This is a genomic window from Sporosarcina sp. ANT_H38 (genome assembly GCF_008369195.1).
Classification (GTDB): domain Bacteria; phylum Bacillota; class Bacilli; order Bacillales_A; family Planococcaceae; genus Sporosarcina.
Window position 1 is genome coordinate 248,154 of the sequence record NZ_VOBC01000002.1, and the last position, 16,381, is coordinate 264,534.

At 41.0% G+C, this 16,381-nt stretch carries 9 protein-coding genes; 4 read left to right on the forward strand and 5 right to left on the reverse strand.

From position 1 onward, the window contains the following. Positions 1-262: 262 nt before the first annotated feature. The 5 genes from FQ087_RS13335 to FQ087_RS13355 all read right to left on the reverse strand — a co-directional run bounded on the left by FQ087_RS13335 (position 263) and on the right by FQ087_RS13355 (position 11,931). Positions 263-3,244, reverse strand: coding sequence for an S-layer homology domain-containing protein (locus FQ087_RS13335; protein WP_188006746.1), 2,982 nt, complete (start codon positions 3,242-3,244; stop codon positions 263-265). A 662-nt stretch (positions 3,245-3,906) separates the two neighbouring features. After that, the gene (locus FQ087_RS13340) at positions 3,907-6,900 is read right to left on the reverse strand and encodes an S-layer homology domain-containing protein (RefSeq protein ID WP_149581083.1); all 2,994 of its coding nucleotides are present in this window, start codon (positions 6,898-6,900) and stop codon (positions 3,907-3,909) included. Positions 6,901-7,828: 928 nt separating this feature from the next. Next, the gene (locus tag FQ087_RS13345; protein ID WP_149581084.1) at positions 7,829-9,052 is read right to left on the reverse strand and encodes an amidohydrolase; all 1,224 of its coding nucleotides are present in this window, start codon (positions 9,050-9,052) and stop codon (positions 7,829-7,831) included. Then, the gene (locus FQ087_RS13350; protein ID WP_149581085.1) at positions 9,049-10,293 is read right to left on the reverse strand and encodes an amidohydrolase family protein; all 1,245 of its coding nucleotides are present in this window, start codon (positions 10,291-10,293) and stop codon (positions 9,049-9,051) included. The genes FQ087_RS13345 and FQ087_RS13350 overlap by 4 nt, the downstream gene beginning before the upstream one ends. 63 nt (positions 10,294-10,356) lie before the next feature. Continuing rightward, positions 10,357-11,931 carry a glutathione ABC transporter substrate-binding protein gene (locus tag FQ087_RS13355; protein ID WP_149581086.1) on the reverse strand — a complete coding sequence of 525 codons (1,575 nt, stop codon included), beginning with the start codon at positions 11,929-11,931 and terminating at the stop codon, positions 10,357-10,359. 196 nt (positions 11,932-12,127) lie between these two features. On the opposite strand from FQ087_RS13355, the gene FQ087_RS13360 reads away from it, so the two are divergent. The 4 genes from FQ087_RS13360 to FQ087_RS13375 are packed head-to-tail and all read left to right on the forward strand — an operon-like array spanning position 12,128 to position 15,992. Next, positions 12,128-13,030, forward strand: coding sequence for an ABC transporter permease (locus tag FQ087_RS13360; protein ID WP_149581087.1), 903 nt, complete (start codon positions 12,128-12,130; stop codon positions 13,028-13,030). 18 nt (positions 13,031-13,048) lie between these two features. Continuing rightward, positions 13,049-13,969 carry a nickel ABC transporter permease gene (nikB, locus tag FQ087_RS13365; RefSeq protein WP_149581088.1) on the forward strand — a complete coding sequence of 307 codons (921 nt, stop codon included), beginning with the start codon at positions 13,049-13,051 and terminating at the stop codon, positions 13,967-13,969. An 8-nt stretch (positions 13,970-13,977) separates the two neighbouring features. Continuing rightward, entirely contained in the window at positions 13,978-14,994 is a 1,017-nt protein-coding gene (locus tag FQ087_RS13370; RefSeq protein WP_188006747.1) for an ABC transporter ATP-binding protein, read from the forward strand. Continuing rightward, entirely contained in the window at positions 14,991-15,992 is a 1,002-nt protein-coding gene (locus tag FQ087_RS13375; RefSeq protein WP_149581090.1) for an ABC transporter ATP-binding protein, read from the forward strand. The genes FQ087_RS13370 and FQ087_RS13375 overlap by 4 nt, the downstream gene beginning before the upstream one ends. The last annotated feature ends 389 nt before the right edge of the window (positions 15,993-16,381 follow it).

Below are 16,381 nucleotides of genomic sequence, written 5' to 3' on the forward strand. Positions count from 1 at the left end.
ATCGGTTATCACGATATTTGCTCGGTCAACCGTGTTATATGATCGGTTATCACGATATTTGCTCGGTCAACCGTGTTATATGATCGGTTATCACGGTATATGCTCGGTCCGCCGTGTTATATAATCGGTCAAAATGATATTTGATCGGTTCACCTACTGATAGCCGCCACTTAGTACCCATACAAAAAAACAGCTCTCTCCAGATATAAAATCCGGAGAGAGCTGTTTTGAAATTGAGTGAGTGTGGTCGCCCAATAATTCACTATTTCACAATGATTTCTTTATTGAACACAGCTTCGATACCTTGATAGTTTTGAACTGGTGAACCATTGTCTCGGATAAGTTTTACTCTTAAACTTGTAATATAACTAGCATTCAAATTTATTGGAATCGAGTCCATTACATCATTCCTGTAAATCCCTTGATCTAAAACCTGAAGAATCAAGTCTCCTGCATCGTACCCATAGTTGCCACTCGTATCCAAGTAGATAACATCCCGAATTCCTCCATTAATCTCAACATCTTTCTTTAAAGAAGCATTAATGCCTGTAACAAATGTAGTTGAATTAGAGCTGTCAATTCGAGCAATTGAACTTGCTTTTAGAGGTTGATTATTGAGTGTTACTTCGAAATCGTTCGTCTCTAATGATTGAATTGCCTCGCTGAAACTAAGTTCGAGTGAACCATCATTTTTAATTGCCGCATGATTGAATTCTGGTTGAGTTTGGTTACCGCTGACAAATCTTACATCCCCCATTCCAGGATACGCAATCGTATTTTCAGCATTGTCTCGAATATTGTTAACAATAAATGATGCGGTTTTAGTTGTTCTGATACTTGCAGATGGCACATATACCGTTACGGCAACAGATGTCGCTCTGTCTGCCGATCCATTTGTGACAGCTCTTGATGTATAAGAGCCTGCTGGTAATGCCCTGCCATCCCACGAATAGTTATTGATATCTTGAACGGTCAATAAGTTCACGCCACTATCGACGTCAGTCACTGTATAAGTAGCCATTTGCCATGCGCCAGGCGCTACACCATCCGCTACAGGTTTATTGGTAACCGCAAAAACTTCAGGACCAGTGGTATCGGAATTTTGAACACTAAACGTTAGTGCTGCAAGTGCATTCGGATTAGGGATATTGGATTTATCAACGACTGTGTTTACTGGGAGACGCAGTTGATATGTGCCATTTGGCAAGGGATGAGCGATTGTTAATGTATTATTTACAATCACTGCATTCTGCGAGTTGTAATAGTTTAGGTAAATTGACGTTGCAATTCCTGTATACTGATCTACGGCTGTGATGACATTGTTGTTGCCTATTGCAATATCTTCTGTGAAACTCGCAACAATTTTACCATCTTTCCATTCAACAGTTTTTAATGCTGGAGCAATCATATCCTGATTAAAAATTACGTTAGTTGAATACAGGGCGGAACTGTTTCCACCTGTATCTTTCACGTCAGCATCGACAAATAGAGTCGCATTGTACTTATCATTATAGGATAATACCATACCCGATAAGACAACCGTTTTTGCATTCTTACCCGTTGACGCTGTGAGGTTGGTCACAGTTCCATTCGAATGGACTATACGGGCTTTATCTTTGAATGATGCAATGTTCATATCTTTATCGTACGTTAATTCAATTTTATTACCCCCTGTAACCAATACATTCGTTACAGTTGGAGCAACTGTGTCAGTAGCTATTGTAACGAACGTTTCCACTGGATTTGGAGATGTCGAGTTGTTATTATAGTCCTTCACATTCGTTAATTTAATGCTTACGGTCGTGCCTACTGAAATTGCTGTGCGCGCCGTAACATCCAATCGATTAGGGTTAGTAGGATTAGTAGTGACAGTCGCTACTGCATTGTTGACATAAGCGCTAGCACCAGTGGCGTTCACAGGCTCATCAAAAAATAGGGAAAACGAATGAGTAGTTGTTTTCGCAGTGGCAGATCCAGACACTAGTTTTGGCGCAATTGTATCATACGCTTTAACATTCATTGTATACTCCTCGAACTTTTCACCTGTCACTGATTTAATGGCATCTGTTGATTTGAACGTGTATTCCCCATTAAAGACCCCACTTGCAGTTATCGTTAATGTTTTACCATCTGCAGATAACGAGCCTGTAAGCTGTCCAGCATTCGTAGTCGCACTCGTGACCGTCGTTAGCGTCATATTTCGAACAATATTCGAAGTGTCTACTACAGTTGTTTTAGTAACAGGTGTTGCAAACTTCACTTCCACTTGTTTAGCGTTAATCGCTTTCACTTCAGTAACAATACGTTCGTTCGTCGCAATGTCAAATGTAACAGCAATTGTTCTTTCTACTTTCGCTTTACCTTTTGTAAGTGTAACTACATAGTTACCTGCAGTTTTTCCTGCAGTTGCTTTTGCAACAACGCCTTTTTCAGTGACAAGTGAAGTGACATAGGCTTGGACTGCTGTTAATTTAACTTCATCAGTTGCGTTGTCTCCACGCGAAATCGTTAATTTACCCGTCTTTAATTGGTTGTACGCTGCTTGTACTGCCAATAAATCTTTATCAACTGGTTCTGGCTTAGGCTCTGGTTCCGGCTTTTTTGTCGCAGCTTCACTTCTAAAAATGAAGGAAGCCATTTGCCCGCGCGTCACAAGTGCATTAGGCGAGAACGTTGTCGGTGTCGTCCCCGTTGTAATTTCGTTGGAATACAATGTTTGAACGAAGCTTTTATGCCATTGCTTATCACTGATATCACTAAATGGGTTTCTCTGTGAACCCTCTGCCTTGATACCAAATCCTAGTACAAGCATTTTGGCCATTTGTTTTCTAGTCAGATTAGCTTCAGGTTTGAACGTGTTATCTACATAACCAGAAATGATTCCCGCTTCAACCAGTGCAGCAATATATCCGTAGTATGCGCTCTTTTTGCTAACGTCCTTAAATCCTGGATCCTTGACGTTTACCGTATCCAGACCTAAAGTAAGCGCCAAGAATTTTGCAGCATGCTGACGGTTAATGCTTTGACCTGGTTTAAATGTACCATCTGGGTATCCACCAAAGACGCCTCTCGAGGACAAGTTCATGACAGCTTCGTAAAAGTGATGACTAGGAATGTTCTTGACATCAGAAAATGTCCGTGTTTCCGCCTTCGTATTTATCGGTGCAACGGCAACCAAAGCACCTGTTGCAACGGTCGTCGCCAACGTCGCCTTAAATAATTTTTGATAACCCGATCTTCTCATCTTAAAACCCCCATATAATGTGATAATACTACCCATATATGTTTTTTATGATCAAAAAGTAAAAGTCATCGCTAGTACTAGTATAATTTATTCCGCTAAATTGTTCAACTATTCAATTTATTTTAATTACTTTTACCCGGGTGTTTAGTAGCAATTGGATGACCACTACGAGATATATGCTCGGTACGACGGGGTTTATGATTGGTTTGCGGGATATATGCTCGGTACACCGGGTTTTATGTATAGTTTGCGAGATATATGCTCGGTAAAACGGGTTATATGATCGGTTTGCCAGATATATGCTCGGTACCTCGGGGTTTATGATCGACTTGCCAGATATATGTTCGGTACGCCGGATTATATGATCGGTCAACATGATATATGCTCGGTCAACCAGGGTTTATGATCGGTCAACATGATATATGCTTGGTACACCGAGTTTTATGATCGATCAACATGATATATGCTCGGTACACCGGTTTTTATGATCGGTCAACATGATATACGCTCGGTACGTGGCGAGTCGCCTATAATAAGTACCAAACAAAAGCAGCTCCAATCCAGAGTTATATTACCTGGATTGGAGCTGCTTTTAAATTGAGTGAGTGACCGTAGTCGCCCTGCAACAAATGTTTCTGGGCATACGGGCACCCCATCATTCACTATCTCACAATGAGTTCTTTATAGAATAAAGCTTCGTTCCCTTGATAATTTTGAACGGGTGAACGATTGTCTCGAATAAGTTTTACTCTTAAACTCGTAACATAATTGGAATTCAAATTGACTTGAACTGAATTCCATTCATTGTTTTGGTATGTCTTATAATCTACAACTTCAAGGACCGTATCTGTCCTCGAGTCATATACTCCATTATCATTCGTATCCAAGTAAATCACATCACCGTAGCTATTATTATTCGTATTCGCATACGTATTATTCGCCACTGAAGCTCTAATACTTACAACAAATGTATCCATATTTGAATTGGAATTATAAACGGAAGCAATTGAACTTGTTTTTAGAGTAGCATTATTGAGTGTTACCTCAAAATCGTTCGCATCTAATGATTGAATTGCCTCACTGAAACTAAGTGTTAGTGAAGTGCCTCCCGTGTTAATGGTGCCGTATCTCAATTCCGGTTGGTATTGGTTGCCACTGACAAATGTAACAGTTCCCATTTCGGCTGATGCAATGGTGTTTCCTGCGTTATCACGAATATTATTGACTGTAAATGGAGCTGTTTTAGTCGTTTGGATTCCAGCTGATGGTACACGAACTGATACTGCAACTGATGTAGCTTTATCTGCCGACCCAGTTATAACGGTTGTTACATAAGACCCTACCGGTAATGCTTTGCCATCCCACGTATAGTTACTGATATCTTGAACGGTAGTAAGATTCACTCCACTATCAGTATCAATGGCTGTGTACGTGGCCGTTTGCTCAACACCAACTGCTTGTCCATTTCCTACAGGGGAGTTGGTAACAGCAACTACTACCGGACGTGATTGATCTGAAGAAATCGCATTTTGAACACTAAATGTTTGTGTTGCAATTGCGTTTGGATTAGGTGTACCGGCTTTATCCACAACTGTGTTGGCTGGCAAGCGTAATTGATAGTTTCCATTTGGCAATGAATGAGCAATTGTTAATGTATTATTTGCAATCACTGCATTCTGAGAGTTGTAATAGTTTAGGTTGATTTGGGTTGCAATGCCTGTTTTTTGATCAATAGCTGTGGCTATCGTATTTCTGCCTATTGCAATATCTTCTGTAAAATTCGCTACAATTTTACCATCTTTATAATCAATAGTTGTTAATGCTGGCGCACTATTATCCTTTTCGAAAGTAACGTTTGTTGAATAAAGGGCTGTACTATTGCCAACCGTGTCTTTCGCATCAGCGTCGACAAATAGAATTACATTGTACGCATTATTGAAAGCCAATCCTGCCCCCGTTAAGATAACCGTTTTTTCATTGGCACCTGCTGAAGCTACAAGATTTGTCACTGTTCCATTCGAGTGGACGAGACGTGCTCTTCCTTTGAATGAAGCAATATTCATATTTTTATCGTACGTGATTTCTACTCTATTTTCGCCTATAACCTTTGCATTGAGCACAATTGGAGCAATTGTGTCAGCAGAAATTGTAACTGCCGTTTCTACCGAATTCGGCGTTGTTAAGTTATTATTATAATCCTTCACATTCACCAATTTAACGGTCGCTGTCGTACCGGCAGCAACTTGTTTACTAGAGGTCACATCTAAACGATTTGGATTCGTTGGGTTGTTCGCAACAGTCGCAGCTCCATTATTGACATAAGCGATGACGCCAGCAGCATTAACAGGCTCATCGAATAGTAGGGCAAACGAGTTCGTAGATGTTTTCGCAGCGGCTGATCCTGAAACAAGTTTCGGTGCAACTTTATCATTCGCTTTGACAATCGCTGTGTACTCATCGAACTTTTCACCTGTCTCTGATTTAATGGCAGCCGTTGATTTGAACGCATACTCACCATCAAAAACCCAATTTGCAGTAATCGTTAACGTTTTACCATCTTCGGACAATGAGCCTTTCAGTTGTCCAGGATTCACAGTCGCACCCGAAACCATTGTAAACGCAATATTTTGGACTTCATTTGTAGCGTTTAGTATAGTTGTTTTAGTAACAGGTGTTGCAAATTTCACTTCAACTTGTTTAGCGTTAATCGCTGTCACTTCGGTAACAAAACGGTCATCCGCTGCAAAGCCAAATGTTATAGCAATCGTTTTGTCTACTTTCGCTTCACCTTTTGTCAATGTCACTACGTAATTTCCAGCTGTTGTACTTGCTGCGACTTTTGCAACAACGCCATTTTCAGTAATAAGTGAAGTAATATAGGCTTGAACTGCCGCAAGTTTCGTGGCATCCGTTGCATCATTGCCCCGTGAAACAGTGACTGCACCATCTTTTAATTGACTCACGGCTGCTTCTACGGCTACCTTGTCGACATCTACTGGTTCGGGTTTTGGCGTTACGATCGCTTCACTTCTGAAAACGAATGAAGCCATTTGCCCGCGCGTTACGACTGCGTTCGGCGAGAATTTTGTTGGTGTTGTACCCGTAGTAATTTCATTTGCATACAATTCCTGGACAAATTCAGCATGCCATTGCTTATCATTAATATCGCTAAATGGAAGTTTTACAGTTTTCGTTTCGTTAAATTCAAAACCAAGTACAATCATTTTCGCCATTTGTGCCCTTGATAGACTAGCCTCAGGTTTGAATGTGTTATCTACATATCCCGAAATGATTCCTGCTTCAACAAGCGCTGCAATATGTCCATAGTATGGGCTCGTTTTGCTAACGTCTTTAAATCCTGGATTCTGGACGTTTTTCGTATCCAAACCTAACGCAAGGGCCAATAGTTTCGCAGCATCCTGGCGCGTAATGCTTTTACCTGGTTTGAATGTCCCATCCGGATATCCACTAATCATGCCTCTTGCAGTAAAATCCATAACCGCTTCATAAAAGTGATGACTTGGGATGTCCTTAACATCAGAAAACGTCGGATTCGCCGCCTGCGTATTCATGGGTGCAACGGCAACAAATGCGCCTGCTGCAACCGTTGTTGCTAACATGGCTTTGAATATTTTTTCATAATTTAATTTCTCCATCTTCAAACCCCCATTTAGTGTAGTAGTCCTTCGTACATACTTTCGTTATCGCCCATTCTTATAGTAGTATGTTAGATTTTTAATCCACCACAAATATTTAAAAATACAAATCATTCGTATTAATAGTATAATTTAACTGGTAATATTATGCAACTTAGTTTTAATTAGTATATAGGTCGATTTAATGATTCTATTAAACCCCACTTCGTCTTACGGTGCCTTAAACAGTAGCAATGGTGTTAATGCCTTGTAGAAATACCGGTTATGTTGTACGTTTTTCGAGACTTTAACTCTAATGGTGACCCATTCACAAACGTTATAACCGATTCCCCCTTCTTCAATGATAAATTATTAAGACACGCTTTATTAAGTAAGTTTCTTGGAGATAACTTGCACAGGATACTGCAAAGCAGCTGCAAAATTATTCATTTAAACTAGTACGTTTCCGGCTCGCTTTAGGCTAAAATAATCACGACAGGTTTAAGGAGGAATTGCAATTCATTCCTCCTCGAAGGACAGGTGTGGGAAGAAGAGACTTCGTCACTTCTTCCCACACCCCTTTCGGTCATCCTGTTGCGATTAGTTGCCTGTCGCGTACCTACAACGTTCAAGTAAAAATTGCAGTTACTTGGAAATTAAGATTAGATGACTTTCAACAAAATTTATTGGTGCCCGAAGATACAATTTCGGGCACGCTTGAATTTTCTACAATGCGTACCATACTTACTTTTAGCAAAATCATGTTGGTCAACTTGTGATATCTTGTAGACATTAACACTTCCTTAAAAGAAGAAAAGCGCAAGTGCCTGTTCACTCGAGGGGCTAGGCACTGCAGTCTAGACAGTAGTCCAGTTCAAAGACTTATACTCTCTTATCTCTGAACAAAAAGAAAGAGTGAAGGAAATATCTCCCTCACTCTTCACCTTACTCAATTAGTTGAAATAAGCTTACCATTTACCATAACGAGCCTGTCGGCCGGTTTACGTGCGACTACTTCAGCAGAAGATGCTGCATTAAAGAAGATGAAATCAGCTGCATCTTGTACTTTTGGCCAAACTTGTTTTCCTTCTTGATCCAAAGGAGTAATACCGCCTGTCACCCATTTTAACGAATTTCGTAGTGAGCGCTCATCAATTTTACGTGTGAGTTCACAAAAACGAGTTGCTTTTTCTAATACATCTCCTGTTCCGTATGGGCTCCAAGAATCATAAAATCCATCACAGCCAAAGTGGACAGGTACTCCATATGCGTCCAAAAGATCGATAGGCGGAATAATTCTGCCTTGATTGATAGGTATGGTGGACATGATGGCGACTCGTTGCTCAGCTAGGCGCTTAGCAATCACTTCTTGTTGAGATATAGGTACATCGCCCAGGCAGAATGAATGGCTTAATGCCGTCCTTCCTTTATAATTTGCATCTTCCACTATATCAATCCACTTATCAGCTGTGTAATATCCGACAAAGCCCCCGTCATGTAAATGAATATCCACATCTGCATTAAATTCCACTGCAATGTCCATTACTTCATGGAGTGACTTTTCGATTGCACCATCAATTCCTGCGGGATCTAGTCCGCCAACCATTGTTGCTCCACTGCGCATCGCTTCCCGCATAAGAGCCGGGACTTGATCGCGAAGGAGACCGTGCTGTGGAAATGCGATTACCTCTGCTGTTACTTTACCTTCAAAGTCTTTAAGTGCTTCAAGGACACCTTCTAAGTTTTTTAACCCTATATACGGGTCAATATTTACATGTGTCCGAATATGTGTTGAACCATTTTTCAATAATGTTTCAATCATTTTCGTTGCCCGTTGTTTTGCCGTCGTCGACAATTCAACTAATTCTTTTGCTTCAAACGACAGGCGCTCCGCCAAATTGGAAACTGGAATACATGCTTTCCAATCTAGGCTTAAATAGGTTTTATCCAAATGATTATGCATTTCTTTAAAGGTCGGAACGGCAAGCTTTCCTTTCATATCGATCACGGTAATGTTAGTTGGAACAGCATCAGTAGCTTTCACTATTTCTACAATCTTCCCATCTTCTATTTTTAGATGAAAAAGTGCTGTGATTGTTTCAACAGATCCGTTGTCGATTACTCTTTCGCCTGTCTCTAGTTTGACATTTGTCAGCAATTTTACTTCTGTCATTTGACATCCTCCTTAACCTGTTCATGATTGCTTACATGAGCGATGCGTCCTTTTGAGATTACGTGCGTAATTGGACGTCTTCTTGCAATCGCATGGGAAGAACATTCTGCATCCAACAGAATCATATTCGCGCTATCGCCCTTTTGCGGCCATACCCTTTTCCCTAAATCATCCAATGGCATAATTCCACCGGACGCGTACTTCCAACAACGATTTAACGAATACTCATCTATGAACCTGAAACGCTCTGCTAGAATACATAATTTCTCCACTGTATCCCCAGTTCCAAATGGAGACCAATGATCTGTCAAACTATCATGGCCAAGAGACACAGTAACCCCATTGTCGTATAAATATGGAATTGGAATAGTAGGACGATTCGTCGGCACAGTCGAAGTAACATCAATTTTCGTTTCTGCTAGCGTAGCCGTGAGTTCCTCTAGTTCCTTGCCGTGTAAATCACCAAAAGCAATTGCATGGCTGATTGTGACTTGCCCCACTTTACCTGCCTGTTTTGTCATTTCTGCTAGTTTGTAGAATTCAAATGCGCCTAACGAATTGGGATCATGTATGTGAATATCGATTCCTGTACCCGCTTGTACTGCGATATCCATTGTTGTTTCTAGTGAACGATCAATATCCCTATCAATTGTCGCAGGGTCAACCCCGCCTACCAAAGTGGCACCCATTCTCATAGCTTCACGCATAAGCGGTGCCACATTTGAACGCAGTAGCCCGTGCTGCGGAAATGCTACGATGTCATAAGTAACTTGATCTTCAAATCTTTTGAAAGCCTGTTGTGTAATTTCAATATGCTTCGTTCCGATTTGAGGATCGACATTACAGTGTGAACGAATATGTGTATGCCCTTGTGATAAAAGCCATCCAATCATTTTTTCAGCACGTTCTTGGGCTGTATCTAATTGTGCAGGTAAAAGTAGTTGCTCTTCTTCAATTCTTGTTATGATTCCTTTAGTAATTGGCGTACATGCTTTCCACGGACCTCCGAAATATGTTTTGTCTACATGGATATGCATTTCACGAAACGCAGGCATGAGCAATTTGCCGCCCGCATCCACTACTTCATCATTGCTCTCCTGTTTCAATCCCTTACCAATTTCAACAACTTTTCCATCTTCAATTAATACATCAAACAACTCTGTTTCTGTGCGAACTACACGCGACCCCTCATATAAAAAACCTGTTTCTAACCTAACGTCTTTCATCAATAATCTAACCATATGTGTTTCTCCTCTCTGATTGGAATAGAGAGGCTGTTCTTAAACAGCCTTCTCCATTGACTATCATTTTACTTGGGCTTGCTCAATAATGAGATAGTTTGAAGCATCGAGTCTAAAGTTTTTCACATCATTATTATAGACTGCTAGGTGTTCATAGTTGCGAATTGGGACATAAACAGCGTCATCCATTTCGATTTGCATTGCCTCTTCATAGATTACTAACCGTTTGGCTGGATCTGTTTCTACCCTACCTTGTTCAATTAACTTATCCACTACAGGATTTTGATAATAGAAATGGTTCCCAGGTGGTCCGATGGATGCAGAGTGGAATAGGTTGTACTGATTATAGTCTCCATCACCTGTAGCATTTCCCCATCCGCCGATGAACATCTGATGTTCTTGTCCATCAATTTGCTCAATGTAAGAACCATATTCAAGGACTTCAATTTCCACTTCGACCCCGATACCCTTTAATTGGGATTGAATAACTTCAGCCATATTGATACGTTCTTTGCGGTCACTTGTCAGTAGTTTTACTTTGATGCCCTTTTCAAATCCGGCCTCTTTCAAGAGCGTTTTTGCTTTGTTGACATCGTACGGATAGGCTTCAACATTTTTACTATACCCGAATACTTGCGGGCTCATCGCCACGTTTGCCAACGTACCTACATTGTTATAGACACCTTTAATAATCGCTTCACGTTCAATTGCATAGCTAACTGCCTGACGAACTTTTACATTATCAAACGGCGCCTTCGTCGTGTTAAAGCCAACATATTCCACCGCTAATCCTTCTGTTCGAGTTAGATTCAGTGCGTCAGAACTTTCGATTCGGTCTATTTCTGTCACAGGCACCTGATCGGAAATATGCGCTTCTCCACTCTCAACCATTGCGAGTCGAGTCGAATCTTCAGGAACCACTTTAAATTCAACCGCATCTACTTTCACTTTCTCTCCCCAATAATCCTCATTCTTTTTCAATGTAATCTGTTGACCAGATTTCCAGGAATCGAAAACAAATGGTCCAGTACCTACTGGATGAACCGCTAATTGATCTGCCGTTTCTTTAATCGACTTCGGACTTAAGATACTGCCCTCATTACTTGCCAAAATAGAAAGCAATGGCGCATAAGGCTCAGAAAGTTTCAATGTTACATGTGTATCGTCTTCTACGATAATTTCTGAAATCATTCCAAGTTTTTCACGTTGTGGAGAACCGGTTGCCGGGTCCAATAAACGATCGAACGTCACTTTGACAGCCTCTGCATTGAATGGAGTACCATCATGGAATTTGATGCCTTCATGTAGCGTGAACTTCCAAGTCAAATCATCTACCTGTTCCCATTCTTCCGCTAGTCTCGGTTGAATTTCTCCCTCTTTATCGAAAGCAACAAGCGTTTCATATACCTTCCCATGCACTACATTTGCTGACGGTATATCAGTAATGAAGTGTGGGTCAAGGCCTGTCGCATCAGACAAACGTACAATCTTCAATACGCCGCCTTCTCCCATGGCACTATCTGATCCTGTACCTTTCTCTTTCTCCTTGTCACCTGTAGATCCTGTTGAACAGGCTTGTAATAGGAGAAGCAGCGTTGCAAGTACCAGTACAATTGAAAACCCTTTAACCTTTTTCATATTCCCGTTACCCCCATTCCTTTAATTGTCTTGCTAATTTGAATTATAGATAATAAACCATGTGTAGTTTTTCAGAATATTAATACACTTTTATACTATTTCGACTACTCTTTGTATTTCTATTTACTTTCCTATCTAATTTTTCTATCTTGAAGTTACTTCTAATAAAAATAATGGAGACGAAGGAGGCAACAGCATGACAAAAAGCATGGCCATAGAAGAGGCTTCAGAGTTAGTTAGTATAAGAAGAAAGTTACGCAAAGAAAAACGCCAACTGTTTTTCAGAACGATTGGCCAGAACAAGGCGGCTGTCGTAGGTGGCTTTATCATTCTCTTCTATATATCATTGACGATTTTGGCACCCGTTTTAGCACCATTTGACCCTTTCAAAATCGAATTAGAAGACAAACTACAAGGTCCTTCTACAGAACACTGGATGGGAACTGACGATAAAGGTAGAGATATTCTAAGTCGCATATTATACGGTTCGCGTTTATCTTTAGCTGTTGGATTTTCATCCGTATTATTCGGGGCGTTTTTCGGGATTCTATTAGGTCTCATTGCCGGTTACTACGGAAAATGGGTCGATACAATCATCAGCAGGTCACTGGATGTAATGTTGGCATTCCCGGGAATATTATTAGCACTTGCTATCATTAGTGCACTCGGACCAAGTCTTATTAACGTTACAATTGCTGTTGGTGTATTTTCCATACCATTATTTGCACGTATTGTACGGGGTTCTACAATGGAAGTGAAGAATTTGGAATACATTGATGCGATTCGAACGCTTGGAGCAAATGATTTCATCATCATTTTCCGTCACATCTTCCCTAATATTCTGTCCCCTATTATTGTACAGGGTAGTTTGCGACTAGCTACAGCTATTTTATCCGCGGCGGGATTGTCCTTCTTAGGACTTGGTGCACAACCTCCCTCTCCTGAATGGGGCGCGATGCTCTCAAGCGGTCGTGATTTCCTATTCACCGCACCCTATATGGCAATTTTCCCTGGTATTATGATTTCAGTTCTTGTACTAGGTTTCAATTTGTTCGGTGACGGCTTACGCGATGCATTAGATCCACGAATGAAAAAATAAGAAAAGAGGTGATGCTCAATGCTTTTATTTATCCTAAAACGATTGGCACAAGTAGTACCCGTCATCTTTGGAGTTACACTCGTTGTCTTCTTAATAATGCAAATGGTGCCTGGTGACCCAGCAATTATTATGGCCGGTGAAGGTGCATCGACAGAAACAGTAGAACAACTTCGGGAAGATTTGGGATTGAACGAACCTTTGCACGTACAATACTTTTCTTATATAGGAAATATTCTACAGGGTAGTTTAGGCAATTCCCTTAAAAACAATCAGCCTGTGTTGGATGAAATTCTAATTCGATTACCGATTACTATGGAATTAGCCTTCTTCAGTATATTAATCACCGTTGTTCTTGGTTTAACAGCAGGTATTATCTCGGCAGTCAAACCTTACTCTGTTTCAGACATCTCCGTTATGATTGTCGCTCTTTTAGGAATATCATTACCAAGTTTTTGGCTTGGTTTACTGTTGATGTATACCTTCTCTATTAAATTACAATGGCTTCCGGTAGCAGGCTGGGACAGTTTCGCTCACATCATTCTTCCGGCCATCACACTTGGTGCAGGAGGAGCGGCGATTGTCGCCCGAATGACTCGTTCAAGCATGCTTGAAGTAATTGGCCAAGACTATGTAAGAACAGCTAGAGCAAAAGGATTAAAAGAACATACCATCATCTATAAGCATGCCTTGCGCAATGCCTTAATACCTGTTATTACAGTCGTTGGTCTACAGTTTGGTAGCCTTCTCGGAGGAACGGTAATCGTTGAATCAGTATTTGCGATTAATGGACTTGGACGAATGATTGTAGATGCAATCCGTACAAGAGATATTCCAATGGTACAAGGTGGCGTCTTAGTTGCCTCCCTCGTCTTTGTCTTTGTAAATCTATTGGTTGATGTTATGTACAAGGTATTTAATAAACGAATAGATCTAAATTAGGAGGGATCATGATGCAAGAAGACATATTATTGGAAGTAAAGAATTTAAAAACGCATTTCATCACAAGTAAAGGAACCGCAAAAGCCGTTGATGGTCTCGATTTTGTACTTAAAAAAGGTGAGACCCTGGGAATAGTCGGAGAATCCGGTTGCGGAAAATCTATAACCTCCTTATCGATTTTGCGACTAATCCCCTCCCCTCCAGGAAAGATAGTGGATGGACAAATTTTACTGCATGGCAAAGACCTTGTAACGATGTCCGATCAGGAAATCAGGAAAATAAGAGGCAATCAAATTTCGATGATTTTCCAAGAGCCAATGACCAGCTTAAATCCTGTAATTCCAGTTGGAGAACAAATAGCAGAAGCTCTCCGACTGCACCAAAAATTATCCCGGAAACAGGCATGGGAAAGAGCTGTTGAAATGATTCGTTTGGTCGGTATTCCGGCCCCTGAAAAACGAGCAAAACAAGAACCTTATCAACTTAGTGGCGGCATGCGGCAGCGCGTAATGATTGCAATGGCGCTGGCATGCACACCGGAAGTTTTAATTGCCGATGAACCGACTACTGCTCTCGACGTGACCATTCAAGCACAAATATTAGAATTAATGAAAGATCTTCAACGCAAAATCGGAATGGGCATCATCTTCATAACACATGACCTTGGTGTAGTCGCGGAAATGTGCGACCAAGTTGCAGTCATGTATGCCGGTCAGATTGTTGAATATCAAACAACGGCAAACTTATTTAAGACTCCCCTCCATCCTTATACACAAGGGTTAATTGGTTCTTTGCCTAAATTGTATGAAGATCAGGAGGAGTTACAAATTATTGAAGGTACTGTACCAAGTCCTTACGACTATCCTACGGGTTGCCGTTTTGCGGATAGATGTCCATTTGTGCAGGACTTATGTAGAAATCAGCAGCCTGAAATCATCCATATCGAGGATTCGCAACAAGTGCGTTGCTGGAAATATACTGACCAATGGCAAGCAGAACTAGTAAAAGAGGAGGTCGTCCTATGAACACTTTACTAAGCTCTAAAAAACCTATACTTAAGGTCAGTAATTTGAAACAACATTTTGTTGTAAAACGGGAGGCTTTGTTCCAGCCTAAACAGGTTGTAAAAGCCGTCGACGGTATTTCATTCGACCTTTACCCAGGGGAAACGTTGAGCATTGTTGGAGAATCTGGATGTGGGAAATCGACTACAGGCCGCTCAATACTTCGTTTAGATGAGCCAACTGAGGGAGATATTCTCTATAAAGACGTATCCCTTACTGGAATGTCAAAGAAAGAACTTCGGACAATTAGAGGAGATATTCAGGTCATTTTCCAGGATCCATTTGCGTCTCTAAATCCTCGACGTACGATTAGACAAATGCTTGACGAAGCGATGGCCATACAAAAGGTTCTTCCTCCGAAACAGCGAGAAGCGCGTATGCTTGAATTAATGCAAAATGTTGGCTTGAGGCCTGAATACCTTGAACGTTATCCCCATGAATTCTCCGGCGGACAGCGACAGCGTATTGGGATTGCTAGGGCTCTCGCGGTCAATCCGAAAGTGATTATATGCGACGAAGCAGTTTCAGCTTTAGACGTTTCAATCCAGGCTCAAATTCTTAATCTCCTTAAGAGACTTCAAAGAGATTTCGATTTAACGTTTTTATTTATTTCTCATGATCTTAGTATCGTTAAGCATATTTCAGATCGAGTTATGGTGATGTATCTTGGCAAAATCGTGGAGATTGCGGATAAGGCAAGTCTATTTAAGAATCCATTACATCCCTATACGAAAGCTTTATTATCGGCTATTCCAGTTATTGATCAGACGATTAAAAGGGAAAGGATTCTTTTGAAGGGGGATGTTCCTTCACCGTTGAATCCTCCGGCAGGGTGTCGATTCCATACGCGTTGTCCTTTTGCGACAGATTTGTGTAGAGACGAAGAACCTTTGCTAAGGGAGCTGGAGACTGGCCATTCGGTTGCTTGCCATTTTGCGGAGAAGTTGTCGGTTATATAGGTGTGCTATTTAATACCGCTTTGTCGCTTGGTGATGGCCTCATGCAATAAGCCTGGCAGAAGATAACTGTCAGTCTTATTGCTTCGGCGCCCGCAGGATGCGGGTGTGCAGCCTTTGCCGCAGGACGCGGCGATATTGGGCTGCCTTTCATTAGTGTCGCTTCTTCGCTAGATTTTTTCGTTAAACTGGTGTGTTATATCACCTAGTTAAATTTAAATAAATAGTGTCATATATATAGGTTGATTTCATTGAATACCGCTTTGTCGCTTGGTGATGGCCTTACGCAATAAGCCTGGCAGAAGATCACTGTCAGTCTTATTGCTTCGGCTCACACTTGTCGCTTCTTCGCTAGATTTGTTCGTTAAACTGGTGAGTTATATCATCTAGTA